Source organism: Nocardioides sp. (assembly GCF_030149505.1).
Lineage (GTDB): Bacteria > Actinomycetota > Actinomycetes > Propionibacteriales > Nocardioidaceae > Nocardioides.
On the sequence record NZ_JASBRN010000082.1, the window covers coordinates 1 to 18,661 of the forward strand.

Sequence of the window (18,661 nt, forward strand, 5' to 3'; positions counted from 1 at the left end):
CCCCGTCGAGACCTTCCCCTGGGGCACCGCGAACTCCACCAGCAGCCACACCCAGATCGACCACGAGGAACCCTGGCAACCACCCCGGCACGAACAGCCACCCGGAGCCGAACACCCCCAGGGACAGACCCGCGTCGACAACCTCGGCCCCCTCCACACCTTCCACCACCGCCTCAAGACCCACGGCGGCTGGCAGGTCCGCGAACCCTTCCCCGGCATCCACCTCTGGCGCGACCCCCACGGCCACACCTACCTCCGCGACGCCACCGGCACCCGCACCCTGCCCAACTCCGGAAGCGGCCCGGATGCGTCCGGAGCAGAACGCCCGTCCCCCAGCCCTGTGCGCGTCGTCGAGCTGTACCCCAGTCGCCGCCTGGAGCTCGCCGGTGACCTCGCCGCGACGGGATGGCGCACCCCGGCCGCCTGACGGCCCCTCGGACTGCTGGCGCTCACACCTGCGGCAGCGGGTCGACTCCCTCGACACGGTCCGTGGAGCGTGCCCTCGAGAGCTGAGTCTTTCGGCTGCCCCCATCACCCGGGCCGCGGACCCTCAGCGAGCCGACAGCCGCTCCATCGCCCGCGCCGCCTCGTCCCGGGCCGCGCGGGCCTCGTCCCGGGCGGCCTGCGCCTCGTCGCGAGCGGCCTCGGCCTCCTCGAGCGCGTCGTCGACGTCGTCGGCGTCGGACTCCAGCTCGGCCAGCCGGCGCTTGAGCTCGTCGATCTCGGCCTGCAGCTCGAGCGCGCGGGCCTCGAGCTCACCGACCTCGGACTGCACCTCGGCTAAGGACTCCTCGGCATCGGCCAGTCCCGAGTCGGCCTCGGCGAGGGCGTCCTCGGCGGCCCGACGGGCCTTGGCGTCCGCCTCGGGGTCGGGTACGACGGTGAGCGCGGGCCGACCGGCCGGCTCGGCCTGCGGAGCGGGCGCCGCCTCGAACCCCAGCGCCTCGGCCAGGGCGACCGCGGCCGCCACGTCGACCTCGTCCACGCCCGTGCTGGCCAGCGGCGCGACGAGCAGCCCGCTGCGGACGGCACGGGCGCACTCCGCGTCGACCATGGCGGCCGTGAGCGTCGCCTCGACCTGGTCGGCGACGGAGGCAGTCACCTTGAGGCCGTGCTCACGGGCCAGTCCGCGTGCCGTCGTCGTGACGGCGGCCGTCAGCTGGCGGCGCTGCTTGGTGAGCGCACGCAGGTCGTCGGCCGACATGGACTCCTGGGCCGAGCGCAGCGCCGCGCCGACGGCCAGCACCTGCTCCACCTGCTCGGTCTCGTGCCGCACCAGCAGGTCGACGACCCAGGCAGCGGTCGCGGGCTTGCGCAGCGCCTTGAGCCGCGCCGCCAGCGGCGTCCCCTTGTGCCGCTTGGCCAGCTCGTCGCGCGCGGGGGTGAAGTCCGGGAGCGGGAGTCCGTAGAGCCGCTCGGCGAGGGCGAGCAGCTGCTCGGTCTCCTCGTCGGAGCCGTCCCCGGCGGGGTCCGGGCTCACTCCTCCAGCCCCTGCTCGATCGCCCAGCGGGTCAGCTCGACCCGGTTGTGCAGCTGGAGCTTGCGCAGCGTGTTCTGCACGTGGTTCTGCACCGTGCGGTGGGAGAGCACCAGTCGCTCGGCGATCTGCTTGTAGGACATGCCGGTGGCGACCATCCGCAGCACCTCGGTCTCCCGCTCGGTCAGCTGCGGGACCTCAGGGCCCGAGGGGGTCGGGTCGGAGAGCCGGCGGTACTCCCCCAGCACCAGCCCGGCCAGCCCGGGCGTGAAGACGGGGTCGCCCGCGGCGGTCCGGCGCACGGCGTCGATCAGCTCCTCGCGGGAGGCCGACTTCACGAGGTAGCCGGTCGCGCCGGCCTTGACCGCGGCCAGCACGTCGTCCTGCTCCCCGCTGGCCGAGAGGATCAGCACCCGTGCCGAGGGGTCGTGGCGCAGCACCCGCTCGGCCACCTCGACTCCGCTGGGACCGGGGATCTGCAGGTCCAGCACGACGACCTGCGGCCGGGCGGCGGGGAACCGGGCGATCGCCTGGTCCCCGTCGGCCGCGACCGCGACCACGTCGAAACCGGCACCGGCCAGGTCCCGCTCCACCGCGTCGCGCCACATCGGGTGGTCGTCGACCACCATGACCCGCAGCGGCTGCTCGCTCACGCGTCGGACCCTAGGCCATGCCCGAGCGGCAGCCAGCGACCCCGGCGGTGGCCCAGCGCCCCGGTCGGCGGGTCGTCGGCGACCTCGACGTGGGCGATGCGGCAGGTCACCTGCGCGGACCAGCCCAGCTCGCGTTCCTCCACCAGCTCGGCGCCGAGCCAGGTGCTGGCCGTCACGAGCCGAGGCCCCCAGGGCGTCTCCTCCCACTCCACGGCCCGGAAGGGCCCCCCGGGCAGCGGCGCCTGGCCGGCGAAGACCTCGGCCAGCGAGCGGTCGGCCCAGGAGAGCACCTGGACGACCACGCGCCCGGTGTCGCGCAGCGCCTCGGTGAGGTCGGCGTCCGGGTCGAGCAGCCCGACCACGTGGGCCGGCCGCCCCAGGGCGACGACGAGGGAGGAGACGGTCAGACCGGCGCGGTCGGCCCCGGAACCCGCGGTCCACACGGTGACGGCGCCCCCGAGCCGGCCGCGGAAGCGGCGTACGGGATCGGGGTCGGGGTCGGCGAAGGGGTGCTCGGTGTGGATGGTCACGGTGCGGGACCTCCTGCAGGGGCGACGGCCGGGGCGACGGGCAGGGTGAGGGTCCACTCGGTGCCCCACGACCCGGTGGCGAGGTCGGCGCGGCCGCCGAGGTCGCGCAGCCGGCCCTCGATGGACCCGGTCACGCCGAGCCGTCCTTCGGCACCGGCGCGCGCGAGGCGACCGTCGGGGATGCCGGGCCCGTCGTCGCGCACCGAGACCGTCACGGCCCCCGGCAGCGACTCCAGGAGCACCCAGGCGCGCGCGTCGGGGCCGGCGTGGCGCTCCACGTTGTCCAGGCACGCCGCGACCGCGGCCAGCACCTCGGCGACCTGCGCCTCGGGCAGCGGGACGGTCCCGCCGGGCAGGGACACGACGACCCGCGGCGACTCCAGGGTCGCGAGCGCGGCGGCCAGGTCGGCCACGGTGGCACCGCCGCCAGCAGCCGGTGGCACCACGCGGTCCTGGGCCCGGATCAGCGCGCGCAACGCCTCCTCCTGCTCCCCGGCGAGCCGGCCCAGCTCGGCGAGCCGCGGGTCGGTCGCGGCCACCTCGCCGCCGCGGCGCTGCACCAGCGCCAGGACCTGCAGCACCCCGTCGTGGACGGCCCGTGCCAGCCGCGCGCGCTCGGCCGCGGCGGCCGCCTCGCGCTCGGCCCGGTCGCGCTGCACGGCCGAGCGCTGCAATGACTCCACGAGGTAGCCCACGACCGGCCCACCGATGGCGAGCAGGAAGACGTTGCCGTAGGTGACCTGGGTCAGCTCGTCGCGGATGAGCAGGTCGGCGGCACCGACGGACAGCCCAGCGGCGAGCCCGCCCCGCCAGCCCCAGCGAGCGGCCCAGGCGAACATCGGCGACATGACCCAGTAGCCCGCGAGCGTCGCGTCGAAGCCGTCGGCCTTGACCTGCGGCGTCGCGAGCAGGGCCGCCAGGGCGACGGCCAGGTCGGCGGCCAGCAGCAGCGGCGTGCGGCGGGCCGCGTCGGCGTACGCCGCGGTGACGGCCACCGACCACAGCACGATCGCGCTGATCGCCAGCGCGCCGACCCACGGCCGGTCGAGCTCGTCAGCGGTCCACACCCCGACCCCGACGGTGTTGAGCACCAGGACCGCCCGCAGGACAGCGAGCGCCCGGAAGATCCGGTCCTCGACGACGAGGGCGGCGGGCTCGCCGCCCGGGCGGGGCGCCTGGTGCGGCGTCAGGACGCCTTCCGCTCCCCAGCGGGACCGGTGGAGCCCGCCGCGGCGGCCTCGGCCGCCTCGGCCTTGGAGAGCTCCTTGGCGCGGGTGGCGTACATGTCGACGTACTCCTGGCCGGAGAGCCGCATGATCTCGTACATGATCTCGTCGGTGATCGAACGCAGGATGTAGCGGTCGTTCTCCAGGCCCTCGTAGCGCGAGAAGTCCAGCGGCGGGCCGAAGCGCACCACCGGCCGGGTGAACGAGCCGAACTTCTTGCCCGGGGGCGCCACGACGTCGGTGCCGACGACGGCCACCGGGATGACCGGCACGCCGGTCTCGAGCGCGAGCCGGGCCACGCCGGTCTTGCCGCGGTAGAGCTTGCCGTCGTGCGAGCGGGTGCCCTCGGGGTAGATCCCGAAGAGCCCGCCCTCGCCGAGGACGCGCTTGGCCGAGAGCAGCGCCCCGGCGGCGGCATCGGCGCCCGCGCGGTCGATCGGCACCTGGCCGGAGCCGGAGAAGAAGGTGCGCTGCAGCCAGCCCTTGACGCCCTTGCCGGTGAAGTACTCCGCCTTCGCCACGAAGGTGACGCGACGGTTCAGCGTGAGCGGCATGAACAACCAGTCGGCGTACGAGAGGTGGTTGCTCGCCAGGATCGCCGGCCCCTCCTCGGGGACGTGCTCGGCGCCCTCGGTCTGGGGACGGAAGACCACGCGCAGCAGCGGCCCGATGGCGACCCACTTGAGGAACCAGTAGAACACCCGGCCACCCTAGGGCAGATCCGGCCGATCGAGATACGCGGAGGTTGCCGGGTCGCGCCACGCCGACCCCCGACGTGCGGCAGGATCGCGCCATGACCGCGCTGCCGCTGCACCCCCTCGCCGAGCCCCTCGCCACCGACGCCGACCCCGACGCCACCGGCGGACGCCGGATCGGGGTGCTGCTCTCCCACGGCTTCACCGGCCAGCCGGCCTCGATGAAGCCGTGGGCCGAGGCGCTGGCCGCGCAGGGGTACGCCGTGGAGGTGCCGCGCCTGCCCGGGCACGGCACCACGTGGCAGGAGCTCAACACCAAGCGCTGGTCGGACTGGTACGCCGAGCTCCGGGCCGCCCACCGCCGCCTCGCCGCGCGCACCGACGTGGTGGTCGCCGCCGGGCTGTCGATGGGCGGAGCCCTCGTGCTCCGCCTGGCCGCCGACGAGCCCTCCATCGCCGGCGTGGTCGTCGTGAACCCGGCCGTCTCGACCAAGCGGCTCGACGTCAAGCTGCTGCCGGTGCTCAAGCACGTGGTGCCGTCCTTCCCCGGCATCGCCAACGACATCAAGAAGCCGGGTGTCGAGGAGCACGGCTACACCCGCACCCCGCTCAAGGCGGTGCACTCGATGATGCAGGCCTGGGGCCCGCTGGTCGCCGACCTGCCGAAGGTGCGGGTACCGGTGCTCTACCTGCGCTCCACCGTCGACCACGTCGTCGACGACTCCTCCGAGCCGCTCATCACCTCGGGCGTGTCCGGGGAGGTCCGCGTCGTGCGGCTGCCCGAGAGCTACCACGTCGCCACGCTCGACCACGACCTCGACACCATCGTCGAGGAGTCCGCGGCCTTCGCCCGGCGGGTGGCCGGCATCGAGGGCTCGGCGTAGGTCGGCTGGCCGTCCCTCGTTAGGCTGGCCGGGTGCAGCGCGAGGGAGAGGACGACGCCTGGCGCGCGATCGTGGAGAACTTCGGCGAGCGCGCCGAGCTCGACGACGACCCGGCCACTCCTCCTGCCGTCCCCCCCAGCGCTCCCCCGGCGGCCGCGCGCCGCGACGACCCGGCCGCGTGGGTCGAGGAGGAGCCGGACGAGCCGACCCCGGCGTACGCCGAGGACGCCGACTCCTACGTGCCCCCGCCCCCGCCGCCGCTGCCCATCCCCGAGCCGGACCGCGGCATCGCCTGGATGGGCGTCATCGGCTCCCCGATCCTCCTGCTGGTCTCGCTCGTGCTGGGCCTCGACCTGCCGGACTGGGTGGGCTACCTGATGATCGCCTGGTTCGTGGGTGGGTTCTGCTACCTCGTCGCCCGGATGCCCAAGGAGCCGCGGGACCCCTGGGACGACGGCTCGCGGGTGTAGCGCGCACGCGCCAGCGGGCGCGCTGATGGTGGTCGAGCGAGCCGCGCGGCCGAGGGACGAGGTCGCGACCGGCGTGTCGAGACCCGGTCGATGCCAGTGACGACGCTCTATCGCCGCCGACGCGAGCGCCGGGCCCGCCGCGGGCGCAGGCCGCGACCGAGCGCGTCGCGGACCATGCTGGCCGCGCCGACGGCACCGGCTTCCGGGCCGTGGGCGGCACGCAGCACCGGCGGAACGACGCGGTCCTCGGCGCCGACGAGCGAGGCGACCAAGGCGCGGCGCGCGGGCTCGAGGAGCAGGTCGTCGGCGGCCGAGACGCCACCGCCGACCACCACGACCTCGGGGTCGAGGGCCGCGACCAGGTTGGCCAGACCCGTGCCGAGCCAGCCGCCGACGCTCGCGAAGGCCGCCAGCGCCACGCTGTCACCAGCCCGGGCGGCCTCGGTGACCATGGGGCCGTCGACGAGGGCGGGGTCGCCCTCGGCGAGGTCGAGCAGCGGACCCGCGGCGCCCGGCTCGGCCAGGCCCGCCCGGGCATGCCGGACCAGGGCGTTGCCGGAGGAGTACTGCTCCCAGCAGCCCCGTCCCCCGCACTCGCACTCACGCCCGTCGGGCACGACCTGCATGTGCCCGAACTCCCCGGCCATGCCGTTGCGTCCGCGGTGCAGCTCGCCGTCGAGGACGACCGCGCCGCCGATGCCGGTGCCGAGCGTGACGACCAGCGCGTCGCGCGCGCCGACCGCGGCGCCGTACGCCGCCTCGGCCCGGGCCGCGCAGTTGGCGTCGTTGTCGAGCAGGACCGGCACCTGCCAGCGCTCGGCCAGCCGGGCCCGCACCTGCTGGCCCCGCCAGGGCAGGTGCGGGGCGAACATGACCCGCTCCCCCGCGGCGTCGACGAAGCCGGCTGCGGCCAGGCCGACGCCGGCGAGGCGACGACCCGCGGCGACCTCGCGGACGGCCTCGGTCAGCGCGTCCTCGAGCAGCGCGACGTCGACCCGGCGACCGGGCGTGGCGCGGTGGGCGACGCGCAGGACGGTGCCGTCGGGCCCGACCTCGGCTGCCATCACCTTGGTGCCGCCCACGTCCACCCCCACGACCGGGGCGCCGCCGACGGGCGCGCGGAGGGCCGCCCCGGCGGCCTGGACCAGCGACACGGTCGGACCGCTCACCGTCGGCCGCTCAGCGCCGGGCCAGGTCGGCGGCGCCGATCAGGCCGGCGCGGTTGCCCAGGCGGGCCTTGCGGATCTCGAGGTTCGGGCGGTGACCGCGACCGGTCAGCTGGCCGGCGAAGGCCTGGCGGATCGGCTGGAGCAGCAGGTCGCCGGCCTCGCTCACGCCGCCGCCGATGACGCAGACGGCGGGGTCCAGGACCGCCGTGAGGGAGGCGATCCCCTCACCGAGCCAGCGGCCGAGGGTGGCCAGCTGCTCGGTCGAGAACGGGTCGCCGCCGCGGGCGGCCTCGGTGATGAGCGGCCCGCTGATCCGGTCGGCGTCGCCGCCGGCCAGGTCGAGCAGGTGCCGGGCCAGCAGCGACCCGCCCCGGGCCTCGGAGCGGGCCTCGCGCACCATCGCCGAGCCGGAGGCGTACTGCTCCCAGCAGCCGTGGTTGCCGCAGCCGCACAGGATGCCGCCGGGGACCACGCGCATGTGGCCGATCTCCGCGCCGACGCCGAAGGCCCCGCGGTAGAGCGAGCCGTCGAGCACGAGCCCACCGCCCACACCGGTGCCGACCGTGACCAGCAGCAGGTCGTCGACGTCGGCGCCCGCGCCGAAGCGGAACTCGCCCCAGGCCGCGACGTTGGCGTCGTTCTCCACCACGACCGGCAGGCCGAGGTCGCGCTCCAGCTCGGCACGCAGCGGCACGTCGCGCCACGCGATGTTGGGCGCGAACATCACCGTCGAACGCGACTTGTCGACGTAGCCGGCGGCGCCGACGCCGACCGCCTCCACCGGGTGCTCGGCCGAGAGTCGGCGCACCAGGTCGCAGACGGCGCGCTCGATGGCCTCCTCGTCGCTGGCCGGGGACTCCACCCGGAGCTCGGCGAGGATCGCGCCGTCCTCGTCGACGACCCCACCGAGGATCTTGGTGCCGCCGATGTCGATGCCGCAGGTCAGGCTCACGCGTGGGTCTCCGGATCGGGGTCGGTCTGGTCGTCGGTGTCGTCGTCGAGGTCGATGTGCTCCACGCCCGACCGGCCGGCCTGACCGCCCGCGGAGCCGGAGGGCACCTGGGTGGCCATGACGCCGGCGGCCGCCTGGAGCAGCGAGGTCGCCGCCGTGGTGAGGTGCGCCTTGACCTCGGGGCTCATCTGGCGCACCGCGTGGATGGTGCGGCAGACCGGGCAGTAGCGGCACTCCTCGCTGCCGTTGGCGAGGTTGTCGTCGAGGTGGTCGCGCACCTGGCGGGCGGTCGTGGCGGCGTGGTCGGCGAGCCCGGCGGCACCCTGGGCCCAGTCGGTGCCCTGGTCGCGCGCCCAGTCGCCGAGGGCGCCGAGCAGCTTGGCGGCCTCCTCGGCCACGGTGCCGAGGTCCTCGGGGTCGCCGGGTCCCCCGGGCGGGGTGGGGCCTCCGGGGCCGGTGGGCGGCGGCTGGTTCATCGGCGGGCCGCCCGCTGACGGCGTACGGCGGGGGCGGGCGCGGCCTGTCCGGGGGCCGTCGCCGCGGGGTCGGTGAAGCGGACCTGCAGCCGACCGTCCTCGAACCGCGCGCCCGCGACCCGCAGCCGGGAGAGCCCGGAGGGCAGGGTCAGCAGCCGGCGGTAGGACCCGACGGTGACGACCAGCTCGTCGCCGTTGCGCGCCAGGTCGACCTCGGCGCGCGTCACGAAGGGCAGCGCGAGGCTCAGCACGGCACCGGCGTCCGTGCGGGTCACCTGGAACGGCCCCTCACCGCGAGGCGGGGCGAGGGGGTCGGAACCGGCGTACACCTCGGCGGCGAGGGTGCGCAGCGCGTCGACTCCCACGGGCTCGAGGGGGCGGTACTCCGAGCGCCACACCGGCAGCCCGGCGAAGGACTGCGCCACCTGGCCGAGCACGGCGTCCTGGGCCGCGACCCAGCCCTCGCGCCACGCGTCACCACCGGCGGGGAAGACCCGGTTGGCCACGACGCCGTCGACGCGGTAGCCGAAGAGCGAGAGGTTGGTGTAGCTGCGGCGCGCCTCGGCCAGCACGACGGTCTCCGGGGTCAGCACGAGCCGCACGGAGGCGTCGGGGCCGGAGAGCAGGGCGTGCACCTCGTCGAGCTCGCCGTGCAGGCGCTCGATCGCGTCGAAGACGTCGTCGCCGGGCATGGGGACGCCGGCGGCGCGCTGCAGGACCGGCTTGAGCGCCTTGACGATGCGCCGCTCGGCGGGCAGGACGCGCTGCATGTACCACCCCAGCGCCTCGGGCAGCGCGAGCAGCCGCAGGGTCTCGGCCGTCGGGGCGCAGTCGACGACGACGACGTCCCAGGCGCCCGAGAGCACCTGCAGGCGCAGCTCCAGCAGCGCGAGGACCTCCTCGGCACCGGGGATGACGGTGAGCTCCTCGGCGGCGACAGGATCGACCCCGGCCACGTCGAGGACGGAGAGGAGGTAGCGCTGGATGTCGGCCCAGGACTGCTGGAACCGCAGCTGGGCGTCGACCTGCTGGACGAACAGCCGGGGCGCCACCTCGGTCGGCTCCGGCCCGACCGGCGCACCGAAGGCGTCGGCCAACGAGTGCGCCGCGTCGGTCGAGAGCACCAGCGTGCGGTGACCGTCGGCAGCGGCGAGCGCGGCCGTGCCGGAGGCCACGGTGGACTTGCCGACGCCGCCCTTGCCGGTGAAGAGGAGGATGCGCACCAGCAGGCTCAGCCCAGCTGCTCGACGCGCTTCTTGAGCCCCTTGAGCGCGGTGTCGATGAGGATCTTCTCGCCCTTGCGCTTGAGCATCCCGATCAGCGGGATCGAGACGTCCAGGGCCAGGCGGTAGGTGACCTCGGTCGAGCCGCCCTTGTCGCGCAGGACGTAGGCGCCGTCGAGGGCGCGCAGCATCTTGCCCTCCACCAGGGTCCAGGTGACCTCGCGGTCGCCGTCCCAGGTGTAGGCGAGGGTGTACTCGTCCTTGATCGGGGAGACGTCGAGGGCGAAGAAGACCTGCTCGGCCCGACCGTCGGGGCCGGTGGCCCGCACGTCGGCGACGGTCACGCCCTTCGCCCAGGCGGGGTACGCCGGGAAGTCGGCGATCACGGCCATCACGTCCGACGGTGCGGCGTCGATCACGATCGACGACGTGGTCTGCTCAGCCACTGCGACTCCCTCGTTCGGCTCGTCGAGCCCTCGTCCAGCCTCGTCCCGGACCGTGACCGCGGCCACAGCGGTGCGGCCGGGACGGGCCCGGTCCGGCTGCGCGAGCGTACCGGATGAGGCGGACGGCGCCGACGGCGGTAACGTGCCCGGGCACGTCCACCAGACCAGGAACGAGGAGCCCGCTGTGCGCGAGTACTCGACGCCCATGACCGTCGAGGTCCCCACCACCGGCAACCTCACCGACGCCGTCGTCCGCAACGAGGCCGAGGCCCCGGACGCCGTCGTGATGGCCCGCCCCGACGGCAGCGGCGGCTGGAGCGACGTCACGGCTGCGCAGTTCGCCGCCGAGGTGCGCGCCGTGGCCAAGGGCCTGGTGGCCGCCGGCGTGGAGGCGGGCGACCGGGTCGCCCTCATGTCCAAGACCCGCTACGAGTGGACGCTGCTCGACTACGCCATCTGGTGGGCCGGCGCGGTGACCGTGCCCGTCTACGAGACCTCCTCCGAGGAGCAGGTCGCGTGGATCCTCGCCGACTCCGCCGCCGTCGCGGTCGTCACCGAGGGCCCCGACCACACCGCGCGGGTCTCCGCCGCCCGCGCCGGGCTGGAGGACCTGCGGCACGTGTGGTCCTTCGCCGACAACGGCGTCGACGTGCTGCGCCGCCTCGGCGAGGACGTGACCGACGAGGTGCTCGAGCAGCGACGCACCGGGACCACCCCGTTGGACCTGGCCACGATCATCTACACCTCCGGGACGACCGGCCGCCCCAAGGGCTGCATGCTCACGCACGGCAACTTCCTCTTCGAGCTGGGCGTGGCCACCGAGGAGCTGGAGTCGCTCTTCGACACCGAGGGCGCCTCGACGCTGCTCTTCCTCCCGCTCGCCCACGTCTTCGCCCGGATCATCCAGGTGGGCAGCGTCATGTCGCGCACCCGCCTCGGCCACAGCCCGGACGTCAAGAACCTGCTGCCGGACCTGCAGTCGTTCCAGCCGACCTTCATCCTCGCCGTGCCCCGGGTCTTCGAGAAGGTCTTCAACACCGCCTCGCAGAAGGCCGCCGCCGAGGGCCGCGGGAAGGTCTTCGACCGCGCCGCCGAGACCGCGATCGCCTGGTCGCGGGCCCAGGACCGGGGCCGGGTCCCCGTGCGGGTGCGCGCCGAGCACGCGCTCTTCCAGCGGCTGGTCTACGGCAAGCTGCTGGCCGCCCTCGGCGGCGGGTGCACCTTCGCCGTCTCCGGGGGCGCTCCCCTGGGCGAGCGGCTCGGCCACTTCTACCGCGGCGTGGGGCTGACGATCCTCGAGGGCTACGGGCTCACCGAAACCACCGCCGCCCTCACCGTCAACCTGCCCGGGGCCCACCGCATCGGGACCGTCGGACGCCCGCTGCCGGGCACCGTTGTCCGGGTGGCCGAGGACGGCGAGCTGCTCTTCCGCGGCGGCCAGGTCTTCGCCGGCTACTGGGGCAACGAGGAGGCCACGGCCGAGGCCCTCGAGCGCGACGGCTGGTTCCACACCGGCGACGTCGGCGAGGTCGACGACGAGGGCTTCGTGCGGATCACCGGTCGCAAGAAGGAGATCCTGGTGACCGCCGGCGGCAAGAACGTGGCCCCTGCGGTGCTGGAGGACCGGGTCCGCGCCCACCCGCTGGTCGACCAGTGCCTGGTGGTCGGCGACGGCCAGCCCTTCATCGGCGCCCTGGTCACCATCGACCGGGAGGCCCTCGCGGTCTGGGCGCAGACCCACGGCCTGTCCGGCTCCCCGGAGAAGCTCCTCGACGGCCCCGAGGTGCGGGCCGCGGTGGAGGAAGCCGTCGAGGAGGCCAACAAGGCCGTCTCGAAGGCCGAGTCGATCCGCAAGTTCACCGTCCTGGCCGAGGAGTGGACCGAGGAGGGCGGGCAGCTCACGCCCAGCCTGAAGCTGCGCCGCTCGGTCGTGGTGCGGGAGTCCCGGGCGCACGTCGACGCGCTCTACCGCTGAGCCACCGCCGCCCTTGCACCCTCGTCCGGAGCGCTCGGACCGGTGCCGTCGGCAATTGGTTGAAAACCCCCCTCGCCAGGGTCGTCGGTCCCTAGCATGAACCGCGGAGGGGGACGCCTCGGCGTCCCGGCATGACATGGGGACATGGGGGTGGGGGCCCCTCGCCCCCACGAACGAGAGGCTCACCGATGGACCGACGCAGGGTTCTCCTGGTCGCGGCCGCCGTGGTCGCCGCACTGGGGACGGTGCTGGTCTTCCTGTACGTCCGCGGCGCCGACAACCGCGCCGAGGAGCGGTTCGAGACGACCGAGGTCCTGGTGGCCACCGCCCAGATCGAGCGCGGCGAGCGCATCGCCGACGCCGCGGCCGCCGGCAAGCTGGCGCTGCAGGCCGTGCCGCGCGGTCAGGTGCTGCCGGGTGCGCTGGTCACCACCGGGGACGTCGCCGAGCAGATCGCGCTGACGGTGATCTACCCCGGCGAGCAGGTCGTGCCCCAGAAGCTCGGTGACACTGCCGTCGAGGAGACCCGCCTGAACATCCCCGAGGAGGGGGACATGGCGATGTCGATCAACCTCACCGACCCCGCCCGCGTCGCCGGCTTCGTCAACCCCGGCTCCGAGGTCGCGATCTTCCTCACCGGCTCGAACCCGACGACGGGAGCGCCCTTCTCCAGCGTGCTGCTGACCCGGGTGACGGTGATCGCGGTCGGCTCCACCACCCCGGTGACCACGACGACCACCACCACCGAGGGCCAGGGCCAGGAGGGCGGCCAGCAGGTCGTCGAGTCGCTCCCCCGCACCCTCATCACGCTCTCGGTGAGCCAGGCCCAGATGCAGCGCGTGCTGCTCGCCCAGCAGCAGGGCGAGCTCTCCTTCGCGCTGCTCACCGAGGACTCCAAGGTCACCCTCGCCCCGGCCACCACCGTCGACAACCTGCTGCAGAACTAGCGCCCATGCCTGTCGCCGTCGACTCCGAGACCAGCGCGGTCACCGCGCTGCTGTCCAGCCTGCCCCCGGGGAGCCAGGGGGTCGACTCCCTCGACCGCATGCGCGCCTGGCTGGACCAGCACCCCGACGAGTTCGTGGCCGTGCTCGGCCCGCACCTCGACCTCGACGACTGCCTCAAGGTCTGCGGGGACCTGCGCACCTCCCGCCCGACCGTGAGCGTGGTGCTGGTGCGCGACAAGCTCGACACCACCGTGCTGGCCAACGCGATGAAGGCCGGGGCGCGCGACGTCGTCGACGTCGAGGACACCGTCTCGCTGAGCAGCGCGGTCGAGCGCGCCCGTGAGCTGTGGACCGCCCTGCGCGGGCCCAGCGGAGCCCAGCAGCTCGGCCGGGTCATCACCGTCTTCTCCCCCAAGGGCGGTGTCGGCAAGACCACCATGGCGGTCAACCTCGCGCTGGCCCTGACCGAGCGCGGAGCCCGGCGGGTCTGCCTGGTCGACCTCGACCTGGCCTTCGGCGACGTCGCGATCACCATGCAGCTCTTCCCGACCCACTCCATCGAGCACGCCATCGGCTCCGAGGAGACCCTCGACGCCGCGCAGCTCGACACCCTGCTGACGCGGCACGCCGATTCGATGATGGTCCTGGCCGCTCCCGCCCACCCCGACGTGCGGGAGCGGGTCTCCCCCGCCCTCGTGGGCAAGGTGCTGCGCACGCTGCGCGAGGGCTTCGACTTCGTCGTCGTCGACACGGCCCCCTCCTTCGACGAGCAGGTCCTCACGGCGCTGGACGAGACCGACGAGTGCGTCATCGTCGCCACTCTCGACGTGCCGACGCTGAAGAACGTCAAGGTCGCCCTGGAGACCCTCGACATGCTCGACATCGCCCGGGGTCACCGGCACCTGCTGCTCAACCGCGCCGACGACGCCGTCGGCATCACCCCCGACAAGGTCGAGGGCATCCTCGGGATGCCGGTCGCGGCCTCGGTGTCCTCCTCGGTCGACGTCGCCGCCGCCACCAACTCCGGCAACCCGATCGTCGTGGCCACCCCCGGCCACCAGACCAGCCAGGCCGTCCGCGCCCTCGCCTCCGAGATCGCCGGGGTCCCGCTCGCCGGTCTCGGCGAGCCGGCGGCTCCCGCACCCACCGACGCCGCGGGTGACGAGGCAGCCCGCAGCCGCACCCGCTTCCGGCTCAGGAGGTAGCACCCATGAGCAGTCTCGCCGACCGCCTCGCCGCCGCCCGTCAGGGCTCCGGGGACGCCGCCGCCGACCCCACCGCCCCGGGGGCCGCCGACGGCGCCGTTCCTGCCCAGGGCGAGCCCGGCACACCCGCCCCGGGTGCCAGCAGTGCCGCGGCCGTCGCCGCCAACCGTCGTACCCCTGCGGCGGAGCCGCGGCGTCGGCTCTCCGCCCAGGCGGGCGACCGGATCGAGGAGCTGAAGAGCAGCGTCCACAGCGAGCTGCTCAAGCAGCTGGGCCCCCACCTGTACGACGCGGACATGGACTCCGACGAGCTCGACCAGCGGGTCCGCGCGGTGCTCGCCGACGTGCTCAGCGCGCAGGACCGACCGCTGTCGAGCAGCGACCGGCAGCGGGTGACCCAGGAGATCAGCGACGACATCCTGGGCTACGGGCCCATCGAGCCGTTCCTGCGCGACCCCGACGTCTCCGAGGTCATGGTCAACGGCCACAAGGACATCTGGCTGGAGCGCAAGGGCAAGCTCGTGCCCGCCGACGCGCACTTCGCCGACGAGGCCCACCTGCGCCGCACGATCGACAAGATCGTCTCCCGCATCGGCCGCCGCGTCGACGAGTCCTCCCCCATGGTCGACGCCCGACTGCCCGACGGCTCGCGCGTCAACGCGGTCGTGCCGCCGCTGGCCGTGGACGGCTCGGCGCTGACGATCCGCAAGTTCGCCGCGGACCCGCTGACCGCGCTGGACCTGATCTCCTTCGGCTCGCTGACGCCGCAGACCTGCGACTTCCTCGAGGCGTGCATCCGTGGTCGGCTCAACGTGATCGTCTCCGGCGGCACCGGCGCCGGCAAGACGACCACCCTCAACGTGCTGTCGTCCTTCATCCCCGGCGACGAGCGGATCGTCACCATCGAGGACGCCGCCGAGCTGCAGCTCAAGCAGGACCACGTGGTGCGGCTGGAGTCTCGCCCGGCCAACATCGAGGGCAAGGGCGCCGTCTCCATCCGCGACCTGGTCAAGAACAGCCTGCGCATGCGGCCCGACCGCGTCATCGTCGGCGAGGTCCGAGACGCCTCCGCGCTCGACATGCTCCAGGCGATGAACACCGGCCACGACGGCTCGATCTGCACCCTGCACTCCAACGGCCCGCGCGACACGCTCTCGCGCATGGAGACGATGGTGCTCATGGCCGGCATGGACCTGCCGATGCGCGCCATCCGCGAGCAGGTCGCCAGCGCGGTGGACCTCATCGTGCACCAGTCACGGCTCAAGGACGGCTCGCGCCGCATCACCCACATCACCGAGGTGGAGCGGATGGAGGGCGACGTCATCACGCTGCAGGACATCTTCGTCTACGACAACTCCCTGGGCTTCGACGCCAACGGCCGCTCGCTGGGCCGGCTGCGCCCGACCGGCCTGCGGCCGAAGTTCCTGGAGAAGATGGCGCACTCCAACGTCACCGTCGACCCGATGATCTTCGCGACGGACCGGATGTGATGCGTCGGGTCGCCCTGCTCCTGGTCGCCGCGCTGCTGGGGCTGCTGCCCACGGCCGCGTGGGGATCCGGCACGTCCGGCGCCGCCGGCGAGGCGGCGGCGATCTCCTACGTCGAGCCCACCGACGACGGCCGGGTCCAGCTGGTCGTCTCGCTCCCGCCCTCGGCCGATCCCGACCTCGACTCAGTGGCTGTGAGCGTCGGCGGCACCGACGTGGAGGCCACCGCCGAGCCGGCCGGCACCTCGGGCGCGGTGCAGCGCACCGCCGTGCTGGTCATGGACACCAGCAACTCGATGGAGGGCGAGCGCTTCGCCGCCGCCCAGTCCGCTGCCCTCGCCTACGTCGACGGTCTGCCCGCCGACGTCTCGCTGGGCATCGTCACCTTCGCACGGGAGGTCGCCCAACCCCTGGCGCCGACCACCGACCGCGACGCCGCCCGCGCCGTCATCGGCGAGCTCTCGCTGTCGGGCCAGACCGCGCTGTACGACGGTGTGCTGAGCGCCGTCGACATGGCCGGCACCGAGGGGCAGCGCACCCTCGTCGTGCTGTCCGACGGCGCAGACACCACGGAGACGACCCTGGAGTCGGTGACCGCCGCGGTCTCGACCGCCGAGGTGACCCTCGACGTCGTCTCCCTCGAGCAAAGTCCCGGCGGCGACCTCACCACCCTGGCCGAGGCCGGCGGTGGCGAGGTCATCCCCGCCACGAGCGAGGCGCTGAGCGGGACCTTCGCCGCCGAGGCAGACGCCCTGACCCGCCAGGTGCTCGTGACGGCGGAGCTGCCCGCCGACCTGCAGAGCGTGGAGCAGCAGGTCGCCGTCACGCTCACGACCAGCGCCGGCGAGCTGAGCGCCGAGGCCTTCGCCACGGTGGCCTCGTCGATCGCCGGCGGCACCGGCGTCGACGACCAGCTCGTCCGCAGCAGCGGCTGGGCCCTCCCCTCGTGGGCGATGTACGCCGGGATCACCCTGCTCGGCGTCGGGCTGGTCGTGCTGCTGGTGCTGCTGGTGCCCACCCCGGCACCCGCGCCCACGGCGGCCGACCGCGTGGCGTCCTACACCGCGAAGGCAGGAGGGGCGACGGAGCCAGAGGGGCCGCGGATCGACACCGAGCAGGCGATCGCCCAGGCCAAGGACGCCGCGGCCAACGTGCTGAAGCGCAACAAGGGGCTCGAGGCGAAGATCGCGGCCCGGCTCGACGGCGCCGGCAGCGAGCTCAAGCCGGCCGAGTGGCTGCTGGTGCACACCGGCGTCGTGGTCGTCGCCGGCGTGCTCGGCCTGCTGCTGGGCGCCGGGAACATCCTGCTCGGGCTGCTCTTCATCGGTCTCGGGGTCGTGGGGCCCTGGGTCTATCTCGGCATCCGGCAGTCGCGGCGGCGCAAGGCGTTCAACGCGGGGCTGCCCGACACGCTGCAGCTCATCAGCGGGTCGCTGTCGGCCGGGCTCTCGCTCGCGCAGTCGGTCGACACCGTCGTACGAGAAGGGCCGGAGCCGATCGCCACGGAGTTCCGCCGTGTCCTGGTCGAGACCCGGCTCGGCGTCACGATCGAGGACGCGCTGGAGGGACTGGCCGAGCGGTTCGACAGCAAGGACTTCGAGTGGGTGGTCATGGCCATCCGGATCCAGCGCCAGGTGGGCGGCAACCTCGCCGAGCTCCTCGACACGGTCGCCGGCACGATGCGGGAGCGGGAGTACGTCCGGCGCCAGGTCGCCGCGCTCGCCGCCGAGGGCAAGCTGTCGGCGTGGGTGTTGGGCCTGCTGCCGCCGCTGTTCCTGCTCTACCTCGTGCTGACGAACTACGACTACGTCGGCGTCCTGTTCACCGATCCTCGCGGATGGGTGATGCTCATCGGTGCCACGCTGTGGCTCGGTGTGGGAGTGTTCTGGATGAGCCGCCTGGTGAAGGTGGAGGTGTGAGATGACCCTGCTGCTCGTGCTCGGAGTGCTGCTCGTGCTCACCTCGATCCTGCTCGTGGCCTCCGCGACCACCAGCGACGCCGAGGCTTCGGGGATCGGCAAGTCGCTGGCGATGCTGCAGGCGATGACGGCGGCGCCCAAGGCGCTCACCGACGAGGTCGACCGACCCTTCAGTGAGCGGGTGTGGGAGCCGCTCCAGGCCCGAGCCCTGGGCCTCGGGCGCCGACTGTCCGGCGCGGACTCCGCGGAGCGGATCCGTCGCAAGCTCGACCTCGCGGGCAACCCCGCCGGTCTGACCGTGGACCGGGTGACCGCCGGAAAAGTCATCGGGGCCGTCCTCGGTGTGGTGGTCGCCCTGCTGCTCAGCCTGCTCCTGGGTGTTGGCGGCTCCGTGCGGATTGCGGCGCTGCTGGGTGGGCTGGTGTTCGGCTTCTTCGCTCCCAGCCTCTACCTCTATCAGAAGGCCTACGACCGCTCGATGGAGATCCAGCGCGACCTCCCCGATGCCGTCGACCTGATGACCATCAGTGTCGAGTCGGGCCTCGGCTTCGACGCCGCCGTCCAGCAGGTCGCCCGCAACACCAACGGTCCGCTCGCCGAGGAGTTCTCGCGCGTGTTGCGGGAGATGCAGATCGGCCAAGGGCGGGCCGCCGCGCTGCGCGCCATGTCGGACCGCACCAACGTCGCCGACCTCAAGACCTTCGTCAGCTCGATGGTCCAGGCCGACTCCTTCGGCGTCCCGGTCGGACAGGTGCTCCGCGTCCAGTCCAGCGAGATGCGGGTCAAGCGCCGGCAGCGGGCCGAGGCGAAGGCGCAGCAGGTGCCGGTGAAGATCACGGTGCCCCTGATCTTCTGCATCCTCCCGACCCTCTTCATCGCCGTCCTCGGACCGGCTGTCATCACCATCCTGGACAGCTTCTGAGGCGG

Annotated in this window: 18 protein-coding genes and 1 pseudogene; 9 read left to right on the forward strand and 10 right to left on the reverse strand. The window is 73.8% G+C overall.

The window, feature by feature from the left end:
- Positions 1-427: pseudogene (locus Q1V71_RS18745) on the forward strand (hypothetical protein); the annotation flags it as partial.
- Between the two features lie 123 nt (positions 428-550).
- Here the strand turns inward: Q1V71_RS18745 and Q1V71_RS18750 are convergent.
- The 5 genes from Q1V71_RS18750 to Q1V71_RS18770 are packed head-to-tail and all read right to left on the reverse strand — an operon-like array spanning position 551 to position 4,587.
- Positions 551-1,480, reverse strand: coding sequence for a hypothetical protein (locus Q1V71_RS18750; RefSeq protein ID WP_300645812.1), 930 nt, complete (start codon positions 1,478-1,480; stop codon positions 551-553).
- A complete protein-coding gene (locus Q1V71_RS18755; protein ID WP_300645952.1) occupies positions 1,477-2,106 on the reverse strand; it encodes a response regulator transcription factor in 630 nt (209 codons plus the stop codon). Before Q1V71_RS18755 ends, Q1V71_RS18750 begins: the two co-directional genes overlap by 4 nt.
- Positions 2,107-2,126: 20 nt before the next feature.
- Positions 2,127-2,660 carry a flavin reductase family protein gene (locus tag Q1V71_RS18760; protein WP_300645813.1) on the reverse strand — a complete coding sequence of 178 codons (534 nt, stop codon included), beginning with the start codon at positions 2,658-2,660 and terminating at the stop codon, positions 2,127-2,129.
- Positions 2,657-3,850, reverse strand: a complete 1,194-nt coding sequence (gene macS, locus Q1V71_RS18765; protein ID WP_300645954.1) for a DUF5931 domain-containing protein — start codon at positions 3,848-3,850, stop codon at positions 2,657-2,659. Before macS ends, Q1V71_RS18760 begins: the two co-directional genes overlap by 4 nt.
- Positions 3,847-4,587 (reverse strand): 1-acyl-sn-glycerol-3-phosphate acyltransferase, encoded by a 741-nt coding sequence (locus Q1V71_RS18770; RefSeq protein WP_300645814.1) that lies wholly within the window; start codon positions 4,585-4,587, stop codon positions 3,847-3,849. Before Q1V71_RS18770 ends, macS begins: the two co-directional genes overlap by 4 nt.
- 92 nt (positions 4,588-4,679) lie before the next feature.
- On the opposite strand from Q1V71_RS18770, the gene Q1V71_RS18775 reads away from it, so the two are divergent.
- The gene (locus tag Q1V71_RS18775; protein ID WP_300645815.1) at positions 4,680-5,465 is read left to right on the forward strand and encodes an alpha/beta fold hydrolase; all 786 of its coding nucleotides are present in this window, start codon (positions 4,680-4,682) and stop codon (positions 5,463-5,465) included.
- Between the two features lie 32 nt (positions 5,466-5,497).
- A complete protein-coding gene (locus tag Q1V71_RS18780) occupies positions 5,498-5,935 on the forward strand; it encodes a hypothetical protein (RefSeq protein ID WP_300645817.1) in 438 nt (145 codons plus the stop codon).
- A gap of 107 nt (positions 5,936-6,042) precedes the next feature.
- On the opposite strand, the gene Q1V71_RS18785 is transcribed toward Q1V71_RS18780, so the two are convergent.
- Genes Q1V71_RS18785 through Q1V71_RS18805 form a run of 5 tightly spaced genes read right to left on the reverse strand, consistent with a single transcriptional unit; the run spans position 6,043 to position 10,201 of the window.
- Entirely contained in the window at positions 6,043-7,104 is a 1,062-nt protein-coding gene (locus tag Q1V71_RS18785; protein ID WP_300645819.1) for an ROK family protein, read from the reverse strand.
- A 10-nt stretch (positions 7,105-7,114) separates the two neighbouring features.
- Positions 7,115-8,056 (reverse strand): ROK family glucokinase, encoded by a 942-nt coding sequence (locus tag Q1V71_RS18790; protein WP_300645820.1) that lies wholly within the window; start codon positions 8,054-8,056, stop codon positions 7,115-7,117.
- Entirely contained in the window at positions 8,053-8,532 is a 480-nt protein-coding gene (locus tag Q1V71_RS18795) for a hypothetical protein (protein WP_300645822.1), read from the reverse strand. The genes Q1V71_RS18790 and Q1V71_RS18795 overlap by 4 nt, the downstream gene beginning before the upstream one ends.
- Entirely contained in the window at positions 8,529-9,755 is a 1,227-nt protein-coding gene (locus tag Q1V71_RS18800) for an ArsA family ATPase (protein WP_300645824.1), read from the reverse strand. Before Q1V71_RS18800 ends, Q1V71_RS18795 begins: the two co-directional genes overlap by 4 nt.
- Before the next feature lie 8 nt (positions 9,756-9,763).
- A complete protein-coding gene (locus Q1V71_RS18805; RefSeq protein WP_300645826.1) occupies positions 9,764-10,201 on the reverse strand; it encodes an SRPBCC family protein in 438 nt (145 codons plus the stop codon).
- Positions 10,202-10,385: 184 nt separating this feature from the next.
- Between Q1V71_RS18805 and Q1V71_RS18810 the strand changes: the two genes are divergently transcribed.
- The 6 genes from Q1V71_RS18810 to Q1V71_RS18835 all read left to right on the forward strand — a co-directional run bounded on the left by Q1V71_RS18810 (position 10,386) and on the right by Q1V71_RS18835 (position 18,656).
- Positions 10,386-12,176, forward strand: a complete 1,791-nt coding sequence (locus Q1V71_RS18810) for a long-chain fatty acid--CoA ligase (RefSeq protein ID WP_300645828.1) — start codon at positions 10,386-10,388, stop codon at positions 12,174-12,176.
- A 188-nt stretch (positions 12,177-12,364) separates the two neighbouring features.
- Positions 12,365-13,123, forward strand: a complete 759-nt coding sequence (gene cpaB / locus Q1V71_RS18815; RefSeq protein ID WP_300645830.1) for a Flp pilus assembly protein CpaB — start codon at positions 12,365-12,367, stop codon at positions 13,121-13,123.
- A gap of 5 nt (positions 13,124-13,128) precedes the next feature.
- The gene (locus Q1V71_RS18820; RefSeq protein ID WP_300645832.1) at positions 13,129-14,328 is read left to right on the forward strand and encodes an AAA family ATPase; all 1,200 of its coding nucleotides are present in this window, start codon (positions 13,129-13,131) and stop codon (positions 14,326-14,328) included.
- Positions 14,329-14,333: 5 nt separating this feature from the next.
- The gene (locus tag Q1V71_RS18825) at positions 14,334-15,818 is read left to right on the forward strand and encodes a CpaF family protein (protein WP_300645834.1); all 1,485 of its coding nucleotides are present in this window, start codon (positions 14,334-14,336) and stop codon (positions 15,816-15,818) included.
- The gene (locus tag Q1V71_RS18830) at positions 15,818-17,734 is read left to right on the forward strand and encodes a type II secretion system F family protein (protein WP_300645835.1); all 1,917 of its coding nucleotides are present in this window, start codon (positions 15,818-15,820) and stop codon (positions 17,732-17,734) included. Before Q1V71_RS18825 ends, Q1V71_RS18830 begins: the two co-directional genes overlap by 1 nt.
- A gap of 1 nt (position 17,735) precedes the next feature.
- Entirely contained in the window at positions 17,736-18,656 is a 921-nt protein-coding gene (locus Q1V71_RS18835) for a type II secretion system F family protein (protein ID WP_300645836.1), read from the forward strand.
- Positions 18,657-18,661: the final 5 nt, after the last annotated feature.

What these genes read in the sequence shown, in the direction of transcription:
- Q1V71_RS18755 (WP_300645952.1), bottom strand. Translation starts at nt 2,106, where the DNA reads ATGGTGGTCGACGACCACCCGATGTGGCGCGACGCGGTGGAGCGGGAC.
- Q1V71_RS18775 (WP_300645815.1), top strand. Translation starts at nt 4,680, where the DNA reads ATGACCGCGCTGCCGCTGCACCCCCTCGCCGAGCCCCTCGCCACCGAC.
- Q1V71_RS18795 (WP_300645822.1), bottom strand. Translation starts at nt 8,532, where the DNA reads ATGAACCAGCCGCCGCCCACCGGCCCCGGAGGCCCCACCCCGCCCGGG.
- cpaB (WP_300645830.1), top strand. Translation starts at nt 12,365, where the DNA reads ATGGACCGACGCAGGGTTCTCCTGGTCGCGGCCGCCGTGGTCGCCGCA.
- Q1V71_RS18820 (WP_300645832.1), top strand. Translation starts at nt 13,129, where the DNA reads ATGCCTGTCGCCGTCGACTCCGAGACCAGCGCGGTCACCGCGCTGCTG.
- Q1V71_RS18825 (WP_300645834.1), top strand. Translation starts at nt 14,334, where the DNA reads ATGAGCAGTCTCGCCGACCGCCTCGCCGCCGCCCGTCAGGGCTCCGGG.
- Q1V71_RS18830 (WP_300645835.1), top strand. Translation starts at nt 15,818, where the DNA reads ATGCGTCGGGTCGCCCTGCTCCTGGTCGCCGCGCTGCTGGGGCTGCTG.
- Q1V71_RS18835 (WP_300645836.1), top strand. Translation starts at nt 17,736, where the DNA reads ATGACCCTGCTGCTCGTGCTCGGAGTGCTGCTCGTGCTCACCTCGATC.